The sequence below is a fragment of the Aneurinibacillus migulanus genome (genome assembly GCF_001274715.1).
Lineage (GTDB): Bacteria > Bacillota > Bacilli > Aneurinibacillales > Aneurinibacillaceae > Aneurinibacillus > Aneurinibacillus migulanus.
This window is the reverse complement of sequence record NZ_LGUG01000004.1, coordinates 3629015-3645691: the sequence shown is the minus strand read 5'-3', so window position 1 is coordinate 3645691 and position 16677 is coordinate 3629015. Positions and strand designations below refer to the sequence as shown.

Annotated in this window: 20 protein-coding genes and 1 riboswitch; of the genes, 14 read left to right on the top strand and 6 right to left on the bottom strand. The window is 41.9% G+C overall.

Features of this window, described 5'->3' with window-relative positions; translation table 11 throughout:
• Positions 1-6: 6 nt before the first annotated feature.
• The 6 genes from AF333_RS19230 to AF333_RS19205 all read left to right on the top strand — a co-directional run bounded on the left by AF333_RS19230 (position 7) and on the right by AF333_RS19205 (position 6082).
• Positions 7-972: a metal ABC transporter permease gene (locus AF333_RS19230; protein WP_043063380.1), complete on the top strand. Its 966-nt coding sequence runs from the start codon at positions 7-9 to the stop codon at positions 970-972.
• Between the two features lies 1 nt (position 973).
• Positions 974-1852, top strand: coding sequence for a metal ABC transporter permease (locus tag AF333_RS19225; RefSeq protein ID WP_043063379.1), 879 nt, complete (start codon positions 974-976; stop codon positions 1850-1852).
• A gap of 153 nt (positions 1853-2005) precedes the next feature.
• Positions 2006-2779 carry a hypothetical protein gene (locus tag AF333_RS19220; RefSeq protein WP_043063378.1) on the top strand — a complete coding sequence of 258 codons (774 nt, stop codon included), beginning with the start codon at positions 2006-2008 and terminating at the stop codon, positions 2777-2779.
• 187 nt (positions 2780-2966) lie between these two features.
• Positions 2967-4052 carry a branched-chain amino acid aminotransferase gene (locus AF333_RS19215; protein ID WP_043063377.1) on the top strand — a complete coding sequence of 362 codons (1086 nt, stop codon included), beginning with the start codon at positions 2967-2969 and terminating at the stop codon, positions 4050-4052.
• Between the two features lie 299 nt (positions 4053-4351).
• Positions 4352-5446 carry a diguanylate cyclase gene (locus tag AF333_RS19210; protein ID WP_043063376.1) on the top strand — a complete coding sequence of 365 codons (1095 nt, stop codon included), beginning with the start codon at positions 4352-4354 and terminating at the stop codon, positions 5444-5446.
• Positions 5447-5476: 30 nt separating this feature from the next.
• Positions 5477-5599: riboswitch (SAM riboswitch) on the top strand.
• Positions 5600-5653: 54 nt separating this feature from the next.
• On the top strand, positions 5654-6082 hold the full coding sequence (locus AF333_RS19205; protein ID WP_043063375.1) for a hypothetical protein: 429 nt from the start codon (positions 5654-5656) through the stop codon (positions 6080-6082).
• 181 nt (positions 6083-6263) lie between these two features.
• On the opposite strand, the gene AF333_RS19200 is transcribed toward AF333_RS19205, so the two are convergent.
• The 3 genes from AF333_RS19200 to AF333_RS19190 form a co-directional block, all read right to left on the bottom strand.
• A complete protein-coding gene (locus AF333_RS19200) occupies positions 6264-6773 on the bottom strand; it encodes a DinB family protein (RefSeq protein WP_043063374.1) in 510 nt (169 codons plus the stop codon).
• A 74-nt stretch (positions 6774-6847) separates the two neighbouring features.
• The gene (locus AF333_RS19195; RefSeq protein ID WP_043063373.1) at positions 6848-7813 is read right to left on the bottom strand and encodes a helix-turn-helix transcriptional regulator; all 966 of its coding nucleotides are present in this window, start codon (positions 7811-7813) and stop codon (positions 6848-6850) included.
• Between the two features lie 192 nt (positions 7814-8005).
• Positions 8006-9001 carry a zinc-binding dehydrogenase gene (locus AF333_RS19190; protein ID WP_043063372.1) on the bottom strand — a complete coding sequence of 332 codons (996 nt, stop codon included), beginning with the start codon at positions 8999-9001 and terminating at the stop codon, positions 8006-8008.
• 263 nt (positions 9002-9264) lie between these two features.
• Here AF333_RS19190 and AF333_RS35805 point away from each other — a divergent pair, with 263 nt between their 5' ends.
• Positions 9265-9444, top strand: coding sequence for a hypothetical protein (locus tag AF333_RS35805; protein WP_235496659.1), 180 nt, complete (start codon positions 9265-9267; stop codon positions 9442-9444).
• A 60-nt stretch (positions 9445-9504) separates the two neighbouring features.
• Positions 9505-10686: a putative lipid II flippase FtsW gene (gene ftsW, locus AF333_RS19185; protein ID WP_043063371.1), complete on the top strand. Its 1182-nt coding sequence runs from the start codon at positions 9505-9507 to the stop codon at positions 10684-10686.
• Positions 10687-10794: 108 nt separating this feature from the next.
• Here ftsW and AF333_RS19180 read toward each other — a convergent pair whose 3' ends face one another.
• Together AF333_RS19180 and AF333_RS35800 are read right to left on the bottom strand one after the other, a co-directional pair.
• Positions 10795-11541, bottom strand: a complete 747-nt coding sequence (locus AF333_RS19180) for a MerR family transcriptional regulator (protein ID WP_043063370.1) — start codon at positions 11539-11541, stop codon at positions 10795-10797.
• Positions 11542-11819: 278 nt separating this feature from the next.
• A complete protein-coding gene (locus AF333_RS35800) occupies positions 11820-12011 on the bottom strand; it encodes a hypothetical protein (protein ID WP_235496656.1) in 192 nt (63 codons plus the stop codon).
• Between the two features lie 84 nt (positions 12012-12095).
• Here AF333_RS35800 and AF333_RS19175 point away from each other — a divergent pair, with 84 nt between their 5' ends.
• The 3 genes from AF333_RS19175 (at position 12096) to AF333_RS19165 (ending at position 13240) form a co-directional block, all read left to right on the top strand.
• Positions 12096-12392, top strand: coding sequence for a hypothetical protein (locus AF333_RS19175; protein ID WP_043063369.1), 297 nt, complete (start codon positions 12096-12098; stop codon positions 12390-12392).
• 164 nt (positions 12393-12556) lie between these two features.
• Positions 12557-12799, top strand: coding sequence for a hypothetical protein (locus tag AF333_RS19170; RefSeq protein WP_043063368.1), 243 nt, complete (start codon positions 12557-12559; stop codon positions 12797-12799).
• A gap of 261 nt (positions 12800-13060) precedes the next feature.
• The gene (locus tag AF333_RS19165) at positions 13061-13240 is read left to right on the top strand and encodes a hypothetical protein (RefSeq protein ID WP_043063367.1); all 180 of its coding nucleotides are present in this window, start codon (positions 13061-13063) and stop codon (positions 13238-13240) included.
• Between the two features lie 80 nt (positions 13241-13320).
• On the opposite strand, the gene AF333_RS19160 is transcribed toward AF333_RS19165, so the two are convergent.
• A complete protein-coding gene (locus AF333_RS19160) occupies positions 13321-14454 on the bottom strand; it encodes a zinc-dependent alcohol dehydrogenase (RefSeq protein ID WP_043063366.1) in 1134 nt (377 codons plus the stop codon).
• 126 nt (positions 14455-14580) lie between these two features.
• Between AF333_RS19160 and AF333_RS19155 the strand changes: the two genes are divergently transcribed.
• From AF333_RS19155 to kynU, 3 genes are all read left to right on the top strand, one after another.
• Positions 14581-14829, top strand: coding sequence for a hypothetical protein (locus AF333_RS19155; protein WP_235496653.1), 249 nt, complete (start codon positions 14581-14583; stop codon positions 14827-14829).
• 15 nt (positions 14830-14844) lie between these two features.
• Positions 14845-15279: a Ger(x)C family spore germination C-terminal domain-containing protein gene (locus tag AF333_RS19150; RefSeq protein ID WP_043063364.1), complete on the top strand. Its 435-nt coding sequence runs from the start codon at positions 14845-14847 to the stop codon at positions 15277-15279.
• A gap of 90 nt (positions 15280-15369) precedes the next feature.
• The gene (gene kynU / locus AF333_RS19145; protein ID WP_043063363.1) at positions 15370-16656 is read left to right on the top strand and encodes a kynureninase; all 1287 of its coding nucleotides are present in this window, start codon (positions 15370-15372) and stop codon (positions 16654-16656) included.
• The last annotated feature ends 21 nt before the right edge of the window (positions 16657-16677 follow it).

Genomic DNA, 16677 nt, shown 5'->3' with positions numbered 1-16677 from the left:
CAGAAGATGGACTTTCTTCTTAGTTTAATACAGGACCCGAATGCTCGCTGGGTCATTGCTGGCTGCTTCCTGCTGGGAATCAGCAGTGGTGTGCTTGGATGTTTCGCATTTCTGCGCAAGCAGAGCTTAATGGGGGATGTTATCGCGCATGCCGCGCTGCCCGGTATTTGCCTTGCTTTTATATTACAAGGTGAGAAGAATACCGTGCTATTCATGCTCGGAGCACTGGGAACCGGACTTCTCGGTACGTGGTGCGTGCATTCGATTGTCCGTCATTCAAGAATTAAATCCGATACAGCCTTAGGAATTGTGTTGTCTGTATTTTTCGGATTCGGTACGGTGTTACTTACCGGCATCGCCCAGACGGGAGCAGCTAATCAGAGCGGACTTGATGCCTTTTTATTCGGTAAGGCGGCTTCACTTGTGCAGGCGGACGTTTCTATGATGGCAGTAACAGCGGGCATCCTGCTATTTCTTGTACTTTTATTGTTTAAAGAGTTTAAACTGCTGTGCTTCGACTCGAATTTTGGGAGAGGGCTTGGATTTCCCATGGGCATATTAGACGCAATGGTTATGCTTATGATCGTGCTGACGGTAGTTATTGGCTTGCAGGCAGTAGGTGTTGTATTGATGTCAGCCATGCTTATCATTCCGCCTTTGGCTGCTCGTTATTGGACGGAAAAGCTGTCGCACATGGTCATAATTTCCGGTATTTTTGGTGCGATTGCAGGCGTTCTTGGTACGATTATCAGCGGCCTAGTTCCCAAGCTGTCTACCGGTCCGGTTATCGTACTGGCTGCTGCGGCATTGTTCTTGTTCTCCATGCTGGCGGCTCCGCGCAGAGGATTAATTTTCCGTCAGGTAGAGAGGGTGAAAGTGCGTCGGAGAGTGGCTGAAGAAAGAATCTCCCGTGAAGCAGAGCAGGTACACCTGCCGTATGGCGGCGCTGTCTCCAAAGGAGGCGATGCCTAACATGTCACACGGATTGTGGATTATTGTAACCGGTTCACTTGTGGCGGCGTCCTGCGGTTTTGTCGGCTGCTTTCTCATTTTGCGGCGGATGGCAATGCTCGGAGATGCGATTAGTCACGCAGTTCTTCCGGGAATAGTCATTGCCTTCTTTCTTAGTAATAGTATAGATAATGTATTCATGCTGATGGGTGCGACCGTTGTCGGTGTGCTGACAGCTTTCTTTATCCAAACTTTGCATGTGGCGGGTGTGCAGGAGGATGCTGCCATTGGTGTAGTATTTACTTCGCTGTTTGCGATAGGTGTTGTACTCGTTTCCTTGTTTGCTTCCGATATTCATCTTGACGTGCAGCATGTGCTGTATGGCGAGATTGCATACGTACCCTGGGATACGGCAACTATAGCAGGTGTAGAGATGCCACGTGCGGTGTGGATGGTCGGTGGTGTATTCACATTAAGCTTGCTTGTTGTAGGATTGTTCTATAAGGAGCTGAAATTAGTATCATTTGATGCACAAATGGCCGCTGCGGCAGGTATTCCGGTTGTATTTATCCATTATTTACTGATGGCACTCGTCTCCATGAATACAGTAGCAGCTTTCGAAAGTGTGGGAGCTATTTTAGTAGTGGCGATGCTTGTCGTGCCTGGAGCTGCGGCATATCTGCTGACAGATCGTCTAGGAGTCATGTTAGGGCTTAGCGTTGTCTTCGGCATTGTCTCTGCGTGCGCGGGATATATAACCGCTGTGTATTTTGATGTATCCATCTCAGGAGCGATGACGACAGCGGCCGGCCTTCTTTTTATGCTCTGCTTTTTATTCTCGCCAAGATACGGTGTGGTATCCAGGGTGTTGGAGCAACGCCGCCTAAAAAAAACCGGCTAAAGATAGTTGCAAAAACCGCTCGGATGACGGGCGGTTTTATATTTTTTATACATAGACACAGAAAAAGGATTGCAGAAAAAGAAAGCTATATCTATAATTGATAGTAATTATCATTATTGTTCGGGATGATAAACAGGAAAGGAAGGTTGCTTTGTGGAACAAGGGAAAAACCACAATCATCTGGCACAGCAGTTCCGGGTGTATAGTACACAGGAGGCGGAGCTTGCTACTATCAGAGGCGAAGAACTGCTTACAGCATTTGGGATGGATAGGCTGATAAAAGAGGTCGGCGGGCATATGCAGGCACCAAAGCTGCATGTGGCAGGTTCTCTATTCGTTAAGCGTCACTATTGTTCGGTGCCCGTGGCGGCTTTATACGGAATGTCGCATGTTAACCAGAGGTTTGATTTTTCACTTTCCAACCTTTCCTTCGGATTTAATGAACAGATGCAGTGGTGTACATGGCTAACGAATGGGAGTGAATTCGTGACTTCCTCCGAATCCCGGGAGTGTTGGAGAGAATCGTATATGCAAAGTCTCTTCGAAGAAACTGTTAATCCGGTGTTCCAGGCGGTAGCGAAGCGTACAGGAGTGAGTTTGGGTACGTTATGGGCGCATTTGTCGTTTGTGCTTTATTATTGGTATGATTTGTGGATGAAAGAAACGAGTACAGAGGCGGAACGTCAGCGTCTCACAGACGACTTTCATTTTCTTGTTACGGATGCCCCGGATGTGTGGTTTGAAGGGGTGGACGGCAATCCGTTTGCAGAGGAATACGCCTATTTTCCACATCCGCTAGAAGAAGGGCGCATGATTCGATTGCGGAAGAAATGCTGCTTCAATTATTGTCTGCCGCAAGGGCAGTATTGCTATACGTGTCCGGGCTTAACAGAGGCACAGCGTCTCCGAAGAATTGCCGGAGCATAAACATTTTGATATATGCAAAATATAAAAAAATCGGCCTGGTTATCGGCCGGTTTTTTTGTGTGGGTACATTCTGGAATTATATAGGTATTCCTTATAAAGTAATTAGGTTATATATATTTTATTTATTGTCAAAAAAGTGTTACAAATATAATAAGCCTTATTGAACAAACAAAGGAGAGGGATATTTATGGGGAGTCAAATTTCAATAGAAAGGAACCAGAATCCAAAGCCTAAGCCTGATCAAAGTCATTTAGGGTTCGGAAAGTATTTCACAGACCATATGTTTTTAATGGATTACACGAAGGAGGAAGGGTGGCACGAACCGAGAATTGTTCCGTATGCGCCATTGATGCTTGATCCTTCCGCGATGGTATTCCATTATGGGCAAGCTGTATTCGAAGGATTGAAGGCTTACAAAACAAAAAACGATGACATTCTTTTGTTTCGACCGGACAAAAATATGGAGAGACTCAACATATCGAATGAAAGGATGAATATACCTCCGATTGATGAAGCGTTTTTGATAGAGGCAATAAAAGAGCTAGTGCGCGTAGAGAGGGACTGGATTCCTGTGGCAGAAGGAACGTCTCTTTATATTCGGCCGTTTATTATTGCAACAGAGCCTTGTCTCGGTGTTCGGGCCGCCGAACAATATACATTTATCATCATTCTTTCACCTGTCGGCGCTTACTATCCGGAAGGTATAAAGCCGATAAAAATTCATGTGGAAAATAAATACGTTCGTGCTGTACGTGGCGGAACAGGATTTGCTAAGACATCGAGCAACTATGCTTCCGGCTTAAAAGCGCAGATAGATGCAGCAGAACATGGGTGCTCCCAGGTTCTATGGTTGGACGGTATAGAAAAGCAGTATATCGAAGAAGTAGGGAGTATGAATGTGTTCTTTAAAATCGCTGGAGAGGTAGTGACTCCGGCATTGAATGGCAGCATTTTAAACGGGGTGACAAGGGACTCGATTATTCGCCTTTTAGAAGAGTGGGATGTTCCTGTTACGGAAAGAAAAATATCTATGGAGGAATTATATTTAGCCTATACGAATGGAACGCTAGAAGAAGCCTTCGGTACAGGAACCGCTGCCGTTATTTCGCCTATTGGCGAGCTGCAGTGGACTGATAAACGAATAGTGGTTAATAAAGGAGAAATAGGCGTCATCTCCAAAAAACTGTATGATACGATTACGCGTATTCAGAGCGGACAAATTGAGGATACGTTTGGGTGGACCGTGGATGTAGGAGCGATTCACGTTCCATAGTTTGACATAAGCAAGCGATTTGAGGTAGGAAAGGAAGGACGAACCGGGTTGATGATAACAGGGTCGTCCTTTTTACTATGCATTTTTCGTAAGATGTAATTCAAATCTCTAAAGGGTTATACAAATTGCAACGTTTCTTCCTTGGACAAGTAAATATGTCTCCTGTTTTGCTACTCATAAGACTATATCCTATTCCCTTCTTTAGTTTATAATGAACATGTCATATTTTTACTTTGATTTGTCATCGATGCAACCAGACTGCACACCATTATCATAGAGACATGAAAAAGGGAGAGGCTATGCTGAAGGATTTTGTTATTAACGGAACGATTGTTATTTCTGGACTGTTTATTATGGGACAAATTTTTAGAAACCATCCCGTAAAGCCGTATTCTCCATCGAAATTAAAGCTGCTGGCCGCCTTATTATTCGGATTGCTTGGTGCGGTGCTGATGGAGTTTTCCATTCGTATAGTACCTGGTGTTATTGCTGATTTACGCCATATTCCTGTAGCTTTGGCCGCGTTATATGGAGGGATTCCGACCGCACTTGTTTCAGCTCTGATTATTGCAATGGCGAGGGTAATTTTATTTCCGGCGGGCTCTGAAGCGTTTGTAGCGTTTGGCGGCATGTTGCTTATTGGCCTTGGCTGCGGTTTATTAACACGCAGTAAATCGCGTCCGCTAGTAAAATTTATGCTCATGAATCTTTTTTCTTTGCTGATTATTACGGCATCTTTATTTATTAACATTCCAACTGCTCCTCTTTTTCTCGAAACAGCACTTTATCATTGGTGTATTTCTATTACGGCGGGTTTTTTCGCATTCTATACATATATTTACATCGATCAATCGAACGAGGCATTCCGAAGACTAAAAGAGTACTCAACGAAGGATTTCCTCACGGGGTTAAACAATTCCAGACAGTTTACCGTTTTTTTTAATGCATACGTGCAGAGGGCGAAAGAGCGTGGAGAGTCCTTTTCGCTGCTTGTGATTGATATTGATCATTTTAAAGAGGTGAATGATACATACGGTCACCCTAACGGGGATAAGATTTTACAAGAACTCGGTCAGGTACTTTCTAATGCCGCGCGGCCGGTAGATATCGTTTCACGTAATGGGGGAGAGGAGTTCTCCATTCTCATGCTCGATTGTTCGCGTTTGGAGGCAAGGTATAATGCTGAACATATTCGTGCTATGGTGGAACGGCACGTATTCACGACGCTTGACGGAGAAGGAATTCACATCACGGTCTCCGTCGGAGGTGCTTCGTTTCCCGAGACGCATGCTGAAGAGATGTACCATCTTGCTGACAAACTGTTATATGAGGCGAAACGGACAGGCCGCAATAAAGTTTGCTGGGTAGACATTCTGCAGGAGGATCAGCTATGATAGAATGAACGAAAATAAAATAATGTTGTCTTCTTATCAAGAGCGGCAGAGGGACTGGCCCGATGAAGCCCGGCAACCCCTTGCATCTTACGCATGAGCGAAGGTGTATGGAAGGTGCCAAATCCTGCAGGAGAATATCCTGAGAGATGAGAGAACGTTTAGATATAACGCCTTCTTATCTCTCGCGGGGTAAGGGGGCGTTGTTTTTTGTTTCTTGAAAGCGAGGTACGTCGCCTGCCTGATCCGGTTTTATACATTTATTTCGGAAGGGAGAGCAAGATGATGGAAGCAGGTACCGTGGAAAAAAGAAAGGGACTGGAATACGAATTGGACGGTAAGATACGAGAAAAAGAAGTAGAGTGGATTTGTTTGGCGCAGGAAGGAGAAGATGAATTATTGTTAAACGGTTATATCCCATGTAACTTTTCTTATGCATTGCAAGGAGCAGAGAAGAGCAGCAGACGCTTGCACGTGTATGAGTGTGTAAATCCGCTACGGAATCCTGCTCTTTCCTATCAATATATTGTTAAGGAAGCGACTATCCATATGAGTATTTTTATTCGGGATTTACCGACTTTACTTCGTTTTTTTTATCATGGTAGTGAGAAAGCTTTGTATGACTATGCTCAAGGCTAGTGTAATCGGTGCGTATAGTATAAGAAAAATAATGGGAAGGGAGACGAAAAGCGCTGTTTGTGTCTCAGTGTTTTTCTGGTCCGGCTTTGGCGTTACAAAGCGATCGTGTCCCTTCCTTGTGAGAAAAAAGATGAGGGAATACGCCGACGCGTATCCCTTTTTCCTTCCACTCTATGGATGATCAACAGGTAATAGAATATAAATAAAAAACGTAATCAGTCGGAGTTCCGGAGTAGCCTAATTGCTGCAACATAGCTGTGATATTTCCCCGGTGATATGTACCGTGGTTTACGACATGCTGTATGATATCTGAATAACGGACCGTAAGTGTTCCGAAGTGAGGATGATGGTAAGAAGAGATGGTATCCATATCCTGCTGATTACGGAAGAACGTCTGGTAACGGGTAGATAAATCAGAGAACAGTTGCTCCATTTCTTCAATGCTTTTATTTTTTAGCTCTTCTGACAAATGTGCTGTCGACGTCCGCACCTTTTCAAAGCTATCACCGGATATGGTGCATAACCAAACAGTATCCACGACAAACATGTGAATAAGAGCACTATGTATAGAGGGAAAAACGCTTACGATTTCCGTACGTCCCGTTTCTTCCGGCAGCTCCTTTAGATGTTGGAACACTCTTTCATTTGCCCATACATGATAATCATATAGTTGTAATGCGTTATGTTTCATCCAGAATCTCTCCTCATAATAATCGATATGAACATATCATAACTGAACTTAGCTGACAGTTATGGTCAGTGAAATCAGAACGTTTGATAATAATTCAGCAGTTCTGAAGTGATGGTTATCATTTTTTCCTTTAGGACAAGAGGCTCCAGTACTTGAATTGATTTTCCGTATGAAAGAAGGAGATACGGTACATAAAATAAGATGGCTTGTTCGTCGAGTTTGAAATGTGCTTCATCCATTGAACGTTCCACTAGGCCGTGACCTAATAGCCAATGCTCACACATATCCGCAATCGCCCGTTGCTTTCCGCGAATACGAAGGGAGGTTAGTTGTTCCCTGTTGTCTGCATCGGGTAAAATATTTTTGAGAAAGAATCGACGGGCAGAGAATTCTAATGGTCGTTGAAATAGAGCCGTCGTACGGGACATAGAGCGGATGCGATCCGCACGAAAGCTTCGAATTTCACGGCGGAGATGGCAATAGGCGACAGTATACCATTTGCCTTTCCAATAAACGAGTCCGTAAGGGTCAATGTGGCGAGCTGTAGAAGGCACCTCTTTTCCTTTATAGTACTCGATGAAGAGGGTATATCCATTCGCTACTGACACTTCTAGCTCTTGCAGGACGTTTTTCAATGAAGAATCAGATGGTGGAATAATAACATCGAATCCTATGACATGACGATTGATTTCAGCTAACTGATGTTGATTTGTATACAATTTTAATTTATTAATCGCTTTATGTAATGTATCACCGAAAGGATAGCCCGCTTCTTGCGCGAATATTGCTGCATGCATGAGCGCTTTTTGTTCTTCCAAATCAAAAATAAGTGGAGTTTCGGTAAATTGATGGAGTAAACTATAACCACCGTTGTGCCCTGAGTCAGATATAATAGGAACTCCGCTAGCACATAATGCATCAATATATCGATAAACAGTCCGAATGCTAATCTCTAATTCTTCTGCCAGTTGTTTAGCGGTCATCCGTTTTCTTGTCTTCAGTAGCCACAGAATAGAAAGCATATTGTCAGCTTTAGACATTAGCACGATGTTCCTTTCTCTTTATCGCTTTACATTTTATTGCCAATGGACGAATTATTCAATCCTTTCCGTGCGATTTTGTCTATGGTACAAATAAAACAAAGCAAGCGCGGGACAGATAGGGTTGTCCTACGCTTGTTTTGTTTAAAAACAAGAAATGATCGGAAGTTCACAGATCTCCAGTTTGGGTCATTATTTTTCAATAATAAAACCGATTTTCCCAAATTGGGCGGCTTCTTCCATCCGGTTAAAGGCTTTTTCGAATTCATGCAATGGATACATCTGATCCAATACAGGCTTGATTTGGTGTATTTCAATAAACCGGAGCATATCTCTATACTCTTCGGCACTTCCCATGGTTGAACCGAGCAGGTTGTATTGGCCGTAGAAGAACTCGCGGATATTGATTCGAATCTCGTCCCCGGCCGATGCACCAAATGTAACAATCGTTCCACCAGGCCGCAATTGCGCGAGCGACTTGTTGAACGTAGCGGCACCAACGCTTTCGATTACAATGTCTACTTTTTCTCCGTCGAGCAAGTCATTCCAATCTTCATTACTATCAATTGCTTTGTCAGCCCCTAGTCCCAGTGCTCGTCTGCATTTCGCGTCTGAACGAGAAGTTACATAGACCGCCGCTCCGGCTGCTTTTGCAAATTGCAATAAAAATGTGGCTACACCGCTTCCAATACCGGGGATAAGCACTGTCTGACCTGCCTGTAAGTGAGCTCTTGTAAACAATGCACGGTAGGCGGTGAGTGCCGCTAGCGAGAACACGCCTGCTTCCTCCCATGTTAAATACTGAGGTTTCGGTTCAACATTATCAGCCGGCAAGACAATTTGTTCTGCAAACGTTCCATGATCGGGAAGGCCAAGAATTTCAAAGCCTTTAGGAGGTGCGTCGCTTTTTTCCTTCCAGCCGAGGCCCGGGTTGATTACTACTTCATCCCCGACATGGACACCTGTTACACCTTCACCGACGGCTTCGATGACACCAGCGCCATCTGAGCCGATGATTAGCGGAGGATCAGATGGTTTATGACGGGTTAAGACGAATAAATCCCGGTGATTTAAGCCTGCTGTTTTTAGTTTTACTCTTACTTCTCCTGCCTTGGGTTGTATGTCTGTTATCTCACGATACATGAGTCCGTCGAATCCTGTTTTCTCCGCGTGAACAAGTGCTCTCATGACATCACCTCTATTTTTGTAAGTATATATATTTATACTATCATGTTTGCATGGAGCCCAACAATTCAAATAAACTTTATAAATCTATCTTTTTCGTTGGGATGAATATATGTAAACGGAGGCTAAAAGAGAAATTTAGTCTGTTCCTAAAAGCCTTTCTTCCTATTCAAGGTATGTTGCTTTTACATATCATTACAGCATTCTCTTTTATTAACTGCTAAAATATGGTATGATCTACCTTTATATTACTATATATATCTGATTTGATACATCGACAAATTCTTGTGGTGAGAGGTAAGAACAGAAGGAGGGGCGGTGGACGGGAGCGGTCGGAAAAAGACACGTTTGCCTTTCTTCTGCTGGAGCGCCGGGCGCATCCAACCTCTTCTTTTTCTGAATCGCCTCCTTCCAACCACGCTACCTTGTCAAACTATCAAATGTAATTTATATAATTACTAGGTCAGAAAATATATGTCTGTAGGTTGATAAAGGAGATTCTTCATATGCAAAGGAGAGGAAGGCCTGATTTTTTACTTTTGTTTTTAACGTTTGGTTTGTTAGGGTTTGGTATGGTTATGGTTTATAGCGCAAGTTCGATTGAAGCGATTAATACATATAACGATGCTGCATACTATGCAAAAAAGCATATGGTACGTGTATTGCTTGGCATTTTTGTTATGCTTGTTACTATGAACATCCCATTTACGTTTTATAAAAAGCATTTCTTTCATATTCTTTCTTCCGCTTATTTTTTGCTTGTCATTGTATTAATTCCAGGAATAGGAGCAAAGAGGAATGGAGCAAGAAGCTGGCTTGATTTTGGCCCTCTGCAAATTCAACCTGCAGAGTTTGCAAAAATCGCTCTTATTATTTATTTGGCTGGCATTATTGCAAAGAAAGGGAAAGCGTTCTGGGAATTAAAAACAGGATTTATTCCTGCGGTTGTAGTAGTTGTCCTGTTTTTCCTTACGATTGCGATTCAACCTGATTTTGGTTCAGCAGCAATACTCGCGCTTACTGCAGGGGTTGTCATTTATGTTGGTGGGGCACGTCTGAAATATCTTTTAGTATTGGGGGTGCCTTTACTTGCATTTAGTGTGATTTACACGTTTTCATCGCAATATCGTTTGCAGCGTATATTAGTTTTCCTAGATCCCTGGGATGATGGAATGGGAGGACTTCACTGGGGATACCAGCTTACCCAGTCCTTCAGCGCACTGGCTCATGGGGCACTTACCGGAACTGGGCTTGGAAAGAGTATAGAAAAATATCTGTATCTCCCTGAGGTTCATACTGATTTTATCTTTGCTATTATTGGAGAAGAATTTGGCTTTATAGGTGTCTTGTTTTTTATTATTACTTTCCTGTGTTTACTTTGGAGAATGATTTTTATAGGAATTCACTCAGACGATTTGTTTTCAAAATTGGTTGGATGCGGTGTCGCCAGTATGATTTTTATTCAAGCTTTTATCAACATCGGAGGAGTAACCGGTGCTATTCCTCTTACAGGTGTCCCGCTTCCCTTTATCAGTTATGGGGGTTCATCACTATTGGTGACTTTAATTGGTATAGGAGTTACTCTAAGTATCTCACGGGAAATTGATAGAAAGAAAATAAAAGAAGCTCTCGATAAAATTAAGGATCAGAACCGTTCGGGCATGCATAAGGTGAACAATGTACGTTAATCAACGGCATGGTAAAAAAAGAACCATTAACCAGGAGATCTGGTAATGGTTCTTTTGAGAGCTTTTAATAAGGTAGTTGGATGAAAAGATATATCTTTAGCAAACGATTTATTTGGTTGCGAATGATTCCGCGGCGGTAAAAAGATAGTAAGCAAGACCAATCTGTTGTGACTCCAACATATTGCGATGAAAGTCATCATCTAAGAAAAATCGTGCTTGTGCCACAAAATCCATTGCACTTGTGGGATGTCCATTATGATTCAAGAAATTTATATGCTCATTAATCAGTTCCCGCACGATCTTGTTATCAAATCTTACTCCGGTTTTAAGAGCACTTATCATACTGTCCATAAAATGCTTTGCTTCGCTAGCTTGTTCATTCATGGCTTCAACATTAATCGTGTTGCTTTCGAGTAAACTATAATCATATGTTGCTTCCAAATATTGATCTTGCTCAGCCAGTGCTTCCATCCATTCTTTTTCGCTGTCAAATCCTTTGAACATTTCTGTTTTATCCATAACTTCTCCTTTCATAGTACAATCGATCGATTCGTTCAGTGTCTGAATTAAGCGGTCCAATCTTTGCTTACGGGCAAGGAGGAGCTCCTTCTGGTTGGACAAAATCGATAATCGCTCCGGTTGGTCTTCAAGCAGTTGCTTGATTTTTTCCAGAGGAAAATCAAGTTCTCTATAAAATAAAATTTGTTGCAAACGTTCAAGTTCTTTCATTCCATACAAACGGTATCCCGCTTCGCTTATCTCACATGGCAGTAAAAGCCCAATTTTGTGATAGTGATGCAGAGTCTTTATTGTTACGTTCGATAGTGCCGCAATCTCTTTTACCGTGTAGAGCACTAGACTCACTCCTTTCTTTCCTTAGCTTAAAGGCTTCCCTTAGGTTAGAGTCAAGACGTATTGTTTTTTAAATGACCCAACGGTACGTCGTATATGTAACACGTGCTGTTCGTCAACCAGGAAGGATATATTAACTGAATTTTTAATATTGATCAGAATTATCAAAATTATATATTGAAAAATTATGGGATGAAGTGTAGCATATAATCAAAAACTGGTACGTACGTCGTGATGTATATAAGGCTGCATTGTTTTTGCGTTATTGTGTTTTATATAAATTACATTTGATATTTTGACAGGGTAGCGTGGTTGGAAGTAGGTGATTCAGAAAAAGAAGAGGTTGGATACGCCCTGCGCTCTAGCAGAAGAAAGGCCAAAGTGTCTTTTTCCCACCGCCCTTCCTTCTTTTCTTCCCTCTCACCACAAGAATTTGTCGATGTATCAAATCTCTGATTATGATAAGCTGGCATCGGTTCGTAATGCTAAGATTCGCTATGTAACCAAGCTTGGTGAGATACGTGAAGGATTGTTATCAAGAGAAATTATGGAGATAGATGGAAAGAAATTTATCTTTACAATATGTTGATTTAATAATGACAGAGCTGGATAGAGCTAACTCTATTATTACTGAATTTCTTAATTTAGCCAGAAAAAAGGCGAATGATAAGACATTACAACAACTGAATGATATTGTAGAAGCGCTGTTTCCGCTCATTCAGGCAGAAGCCTTGCTCACTGACAAGTATGTTTCATTGGAGTTGGAGGAATGTCCAGAACTTTATTTAGATGAAAAAGAAATTCATCAGTTGATTTTGAATCTGGCTCTAAACGGTTTGATGGTTCCTTTTTAAAACATGAGTGAAGCAGCTCCTCGGTGCATTCGAGAGAACTGCTTCATTATTTTTATACTCGATTTTGTACAGGTTGAGGGAAAATTAACCATTTGTTCAAAATTAAAAGCGTTACCAAGTTATAAAGTAGAGATGAACGTCAGATAAAAAGCGAGGGATTATAAATGATTTCTACACGTAATGTTATTTATTTAAAGCAATATAAAATGAGAAAGAAAATTGAACAACTAAAAGAAATGATTTTTTCTAAGGATGCATTGTTTGCTATGCTGGTGGTTATATTCCTGATGGTGTTATGTACTACAGCTTATTATGGTTTCTCCCATTCCCCTGCAACCGACAGGATGGATGATAATATAAATATGTGGACTTATCGGTTCGGCTCGGATGTAGGGTTATTAAAATAATAGGGGAAATTCCTGTGTAAATTAAGCTCACGGTTAACGGGAGATTTAAAGCAGCTAACCTGATTTTTGACGAGGTTAGCTGCTTTTTTAGACCTCCTTTCTTTATGTAGTGAAATCCAGTTGCAAAGAATTTTTTAACCCAAATTGAAAAGTGAAGGATGCTCGTCCAAGCACTTGAGAAGGAGAATGAGTAGTATATAGGACAACCATTCCTTTTCAGTAAAAGAGACTGGTGAACGGTGTAAGAAAGGAGGGGGAATAATGGGTTATTACGATTGGTATCAAAGAAAGCCTTATGATTGCCATAAAAAAGATGACTACGATTACGACAAAAAACATGATGACGATTATGATTGCTTTAAAAAGCATGATTACGATGAGTGGTGTGAATGCTACTGTTATAAGAAGAAAAAATCACACAAATGTAAGAGTTGTTGGTAAGGTTGTGTCTGTATGAGAGTTTTTAAGCACGTACTGAACAAGGCATAGAGCGTCTATGCCTTGTTTGTTTATATTGTTCTTCAGGGTTTTAAAACTACCTTAATACAACCATCTTCACGGTCGTTAAAGATTTTATACGCGTGACTAGCATCTGTAAGGGACATTTTATGTGTAATGATTTCTTTTGGATCAAATTCCTTGTTCATGATTTTTTGAAAAAGGTCAGACATATAATGAATGACAGGTGCTTGTCCCATTTTAAGAACGATATTCCTTGCGAAAAATGCACCTAGTGGAAAATTGTTATAGTTTCCGCCATACACACCAGTAATTTGAACCGTTCCAAACTTCCTAACTGCTTTTGTAGCAATTTGTATAGGTCCAAGCGTTCCACCTTGCAGTTTTAATTTTTGTTCAATAAATTCGAGGGGTGACTTTTTTCCGTCCATACCCACACAATCGATGACAACATCTGCACCGCCGTGAGTAATTTCTTTCAGGTGTTCACCTATATCATCGTATTCGGTAAAATCAAATACCTCGACATTGTTCATTTTTTTTGCATGATGTAGTCGATAGCCCAGGTAATCAATAGCGATCACACGTTTTGCGCCTTTCATCCAGGCGAATTTTTGAGCCATCAATCCAACTGGACCAGAGCCGAGCACAATAACGGTATCCCCGGATTTTACCCCAGCATAGTCGACACTCCAATAAGCAGTAGGCAGGACATCAGATAAAAAGAGCAGAGATTCATCTTCTAGTTCGCATGATTCCGGAATGACAAAAGGGGTGAAGTTCCCAAAAGGCACTTTTAAGTATTCCGCCTGACCACCCGGATGGTTCCCGAATTTTTCTGTATAACCAAAGTACCCTCCTGAATCATAATGAGGATTGGAATGATCACATTGGCTTTCCATCTTATGCTGGCAATAAAAGCAATGTCCGCAGGCAACATTAAAAGGAATAACAACACGATCACCCTTTTTTACTTTTGTAACTTCAGGTCCAACCTCCTCTACAATACCCATTGGTTCGTGGCCAATAATATATCCTTTAGGCAACGGCATATTCCCTTGATATAAATGTAAATCTGAACCGCAGATCGCAGTGGAGGTTATTCGTACGATAACATCGTCATTTTTTTCGATTCTTGCGTCCTCTATTTCTTTAACCTCTATGGTATTTGCTCCTTGGTACGTTACAGCTTTCATACTGGTAAGTCCTCCTAATCAGTTAACATCAAACATATAATCAGCTAATAAAGTAGAAAGTATACCTTCACATCAGCCGTAGTGGTACCGGTGCATAAATCCTATTTTCTATGCAAATGATATCAGATGAGTAAATATATACCAAATCCTCTCCAGAGGAATTCAGGTGATGTCATGAAACGCAGCTTCCGTAAAGCAATCCGAGCCAAAAAATTTCGCAAACAGAAATTCCTGAAAGAGTGGGAAGATAAAAAAGCAAATGAAATCATACAAAAGATAAGTAGTGATCTGGAAGAAAATCTTACGGCGATTCGTTCGATTCTCGGAGAAAGTGATGACTTAATCATTCGCCGCTTTATGATCGGAGCAAATTAGCAATATGCGGCGGAGGTGGCGCAGGACAAATACGGAGGAAACATTACATTTTCGTTGGACGAGAAGAAAGATCATATGGTCACCTTCCATCCGCGCGTAATGAAGCGTATCTACCATTTTTCTAGGAAAGAGCAAAAGGTAGCGGTGACTGTTCGGCTGAAGATGGAGGGAGATGTAATTGAATCCATGTTTCCTGCTGATTTCAGCAAACAGTCAACCGTCCGGAAACTTCAGGATAGAGTAGCAAAAGAATATGAGAAACGGGCGCAGAAGATGATTGAAAAAGTACAGAAAAAATATAAAAGCGATGTTTTAGGATTCGGACGTCAGCTGAAGGCCTTTCACTATGATATATGGAAAGATATCGACTGGGATAAAGATTTTCCGGAAGCTCAAATTAATGTCGTCTATGATGTAAAGTTACGAAGAACAGGAATGGAAATGAGATAGTAGCTTCATCACCTGGTATGTGGTTATAAAGAAATGAATATTATACAGTAATGTGTTCTTTTTATTATTGTTCGAGCATGGAGGCTACTTATGGTCTACAGTTCTTTCGATCCGTCTGCGGATTTTGCCCGTTGTCTTGACCAAGAAGACCAGCTTTACCATTATCGTGAAGAGTTTTATGTACATGGCAACCTGATTTATCTTGATGGCAATTCTTTAGGCTTGTTGTCCAGAAGAGCAGAGCAAGCATTACTAAAGACGTTGGACGATTGGAAAATGCATGCGATTGACGGATGGCTGCAAGGCGAACAGCCATGGTTTTACTTAACGGAAAAGCTAGGAGAAATGCTTGCCCCATTGGTAGGTGCACAGCCCGATGAAGTGATTGTTACTGCGTCAACGACAGTCAATCTCCATCAGTTAGTAGCGACCTTTTACCAACCGAAAGGAAAGCGAACAAAAATTCTTGCAGATGAACTGACTTTTCCTTCAGATATTTATGCCCTGGAGAGCCAGTTACGGTTACGGGGATATAATCCTCATGAACATCTGATTTTGGCGAAGAGCCGGGATGGTCGGTTTATCCAAGAAGAAGACGTAATCGATTTGATGACTGATGAAATTGCGCTGATTATCCTCCCGACCATCCTGTATCGTAGCGGCCAGTTGCTGGACGTTGAGCGGTTGACTGCTGAAGCGCATAGGCGTGGAATTCTTGTCGGCTTTGATGCATGCCATTCCGCAGGAGCGGTTCCGCATTTTTTCCATCAGTGGGATGTAGATTTCGCGTTTTGGTGTACCTATAAGTATTTAAACAGTGGACCTGGAGGGGCGGGAGCCTTGTATGTGAATCGTAAGCATTTTAATCGTTTGCCTGGTATGGCCGGATGGTTCGGATCACGAAAAGATAGACAGTTTGATCTGGAGCTTGATTTTACGCCTGCGGAAAATGCTGGCTCTTTGCAGATGGCAACTCCGCATGTTTTTAGTATGGCGCCTTTGCTGGGCTCGCTGGAAATGTTTAAAGAAGCCGGTATAAACAATGTAAGAAGAAAATCGCTAGAACTTACTCAATATATGATGGATTTAATCAAGCATGAAGTACAAGGAATGGGATTTGCTATCGGTAATCCGAGGGAAGATTATCGACGCGGTGGGCATGTAAGCCTAGAGCACAAGGAGGCAGCCCGGATTTGCAGAGCGCTGAAGGAGAATGGGGTTGTTCCTGATTTTCGTGCCCCGAACCTTATTCGTCTGGCTCCAGTGGCACTTTATACTTCTTTTCTGGATGTGTGGGATGCCGTGCAGAAGTTAAAACGGATTATGGTAGAAAAACAGCATGAAAAATTTGAAAATAAACGCGATGTCATTGCTTAGCGGTACAGTCTATCATAGGAG

Coding starts and splice junctions, on each gene's coding strand:
- AF333_RS19155 (WP_235496653.1), top strand. CDS start 14,581: ATGAGTAAATATATACCAAATCCTCTCCAGAGGAATTCAGGTGATGTC.
- AF333_RS19230 (WP_043063380.1), top strand. CDS start 7: ATGGACTTTCTTCTTAGTTTAATACAGGACCCGAATGCTCGCTGGGTC.
- AF333_RS35800 (WP_235496656.1), bottom strand. CDS start 12,011: ATGCCAGCTTATCATAATCAGAGATTTGATACATCGACAAATTCTTGT.
- AF333_RS19215 (WP_043063377.1), top strand. CDS start 2,967: ATGGGGAGTCAAATTTCAATAGAAAGGAACCAGAATCCAAAGCCTAAG.
- AF333_RS19195 (WP_043063373.1), bottom strand. CDS start 7,813: ATGTCTAAAGCTGACAATATGCTTTCTATTCTGTGGCTACTGAAGACA.
- kynU (WP_043063363.1), top strand. CDS start 15,370: ATGGTCTACAGTTCTTTCGATCCGTCTGCGGATTTTGCCCGTTGTCTT.
- AF333_RS19225 (WP_043063379.1), top strand. CDS start 974: ATGTCACACGGATTGTGGATTATTGTAACCGGTTCACTTGTGGCGGCG.
- AF333_RS19160 (WP_043063366.1), bottom strand. CDS start 14,454: ATGAAAGCTGTAACGTACCAAGGAGCAAATACCATAGAGGTTAAAGAA.
- AF333_RS19210 (WP_043063376.1), top strand. CDS start 4,352: ATGCTGAAGGATTTTGTTATTAACGGAACGATTGTTATTTCTGGACTG.
- AF333_RS19190 (WP_043063372.1), bottom strand. CDS start 9,001: ATGAGAGCACTTGTTCACGCGGAGAAAACAGGATTCGACGGACTCATG.
- AF333_RS19200 (WP_043063374.1), bottom strand. CDS start 6,773: ATGAAACATAACGCATTACAACTATATGATTATCATGTATGGGCAAAT.
- AF333_RS19175 (WP_043063369.1), top strand. CDS start 12,096: ATGGAAAGAAATTTATCTTTACAATATGTTGATTTAATAATGACAGAG.
- AF333_RS19170 (WP_043063368.1), top strand. CDS start 12,557: ATGATTTCTACACGTAATGTTATTTATTTAAAGCAATATAAAATGAGA.
- ftsW (WP_043063371.1), top strand. CDS start 9,505: ATGCAAAGGAGAGGAAGGCCTGATTTTTTACTTTTGTTTTTAACGTTT.
- AF333_RS19165 (WP_043063367.1), top strand. CDS start 13,061: ATGGGTTATTACGATTGGTATCAAAGAAAGCCTTATGATTGCCATAAA.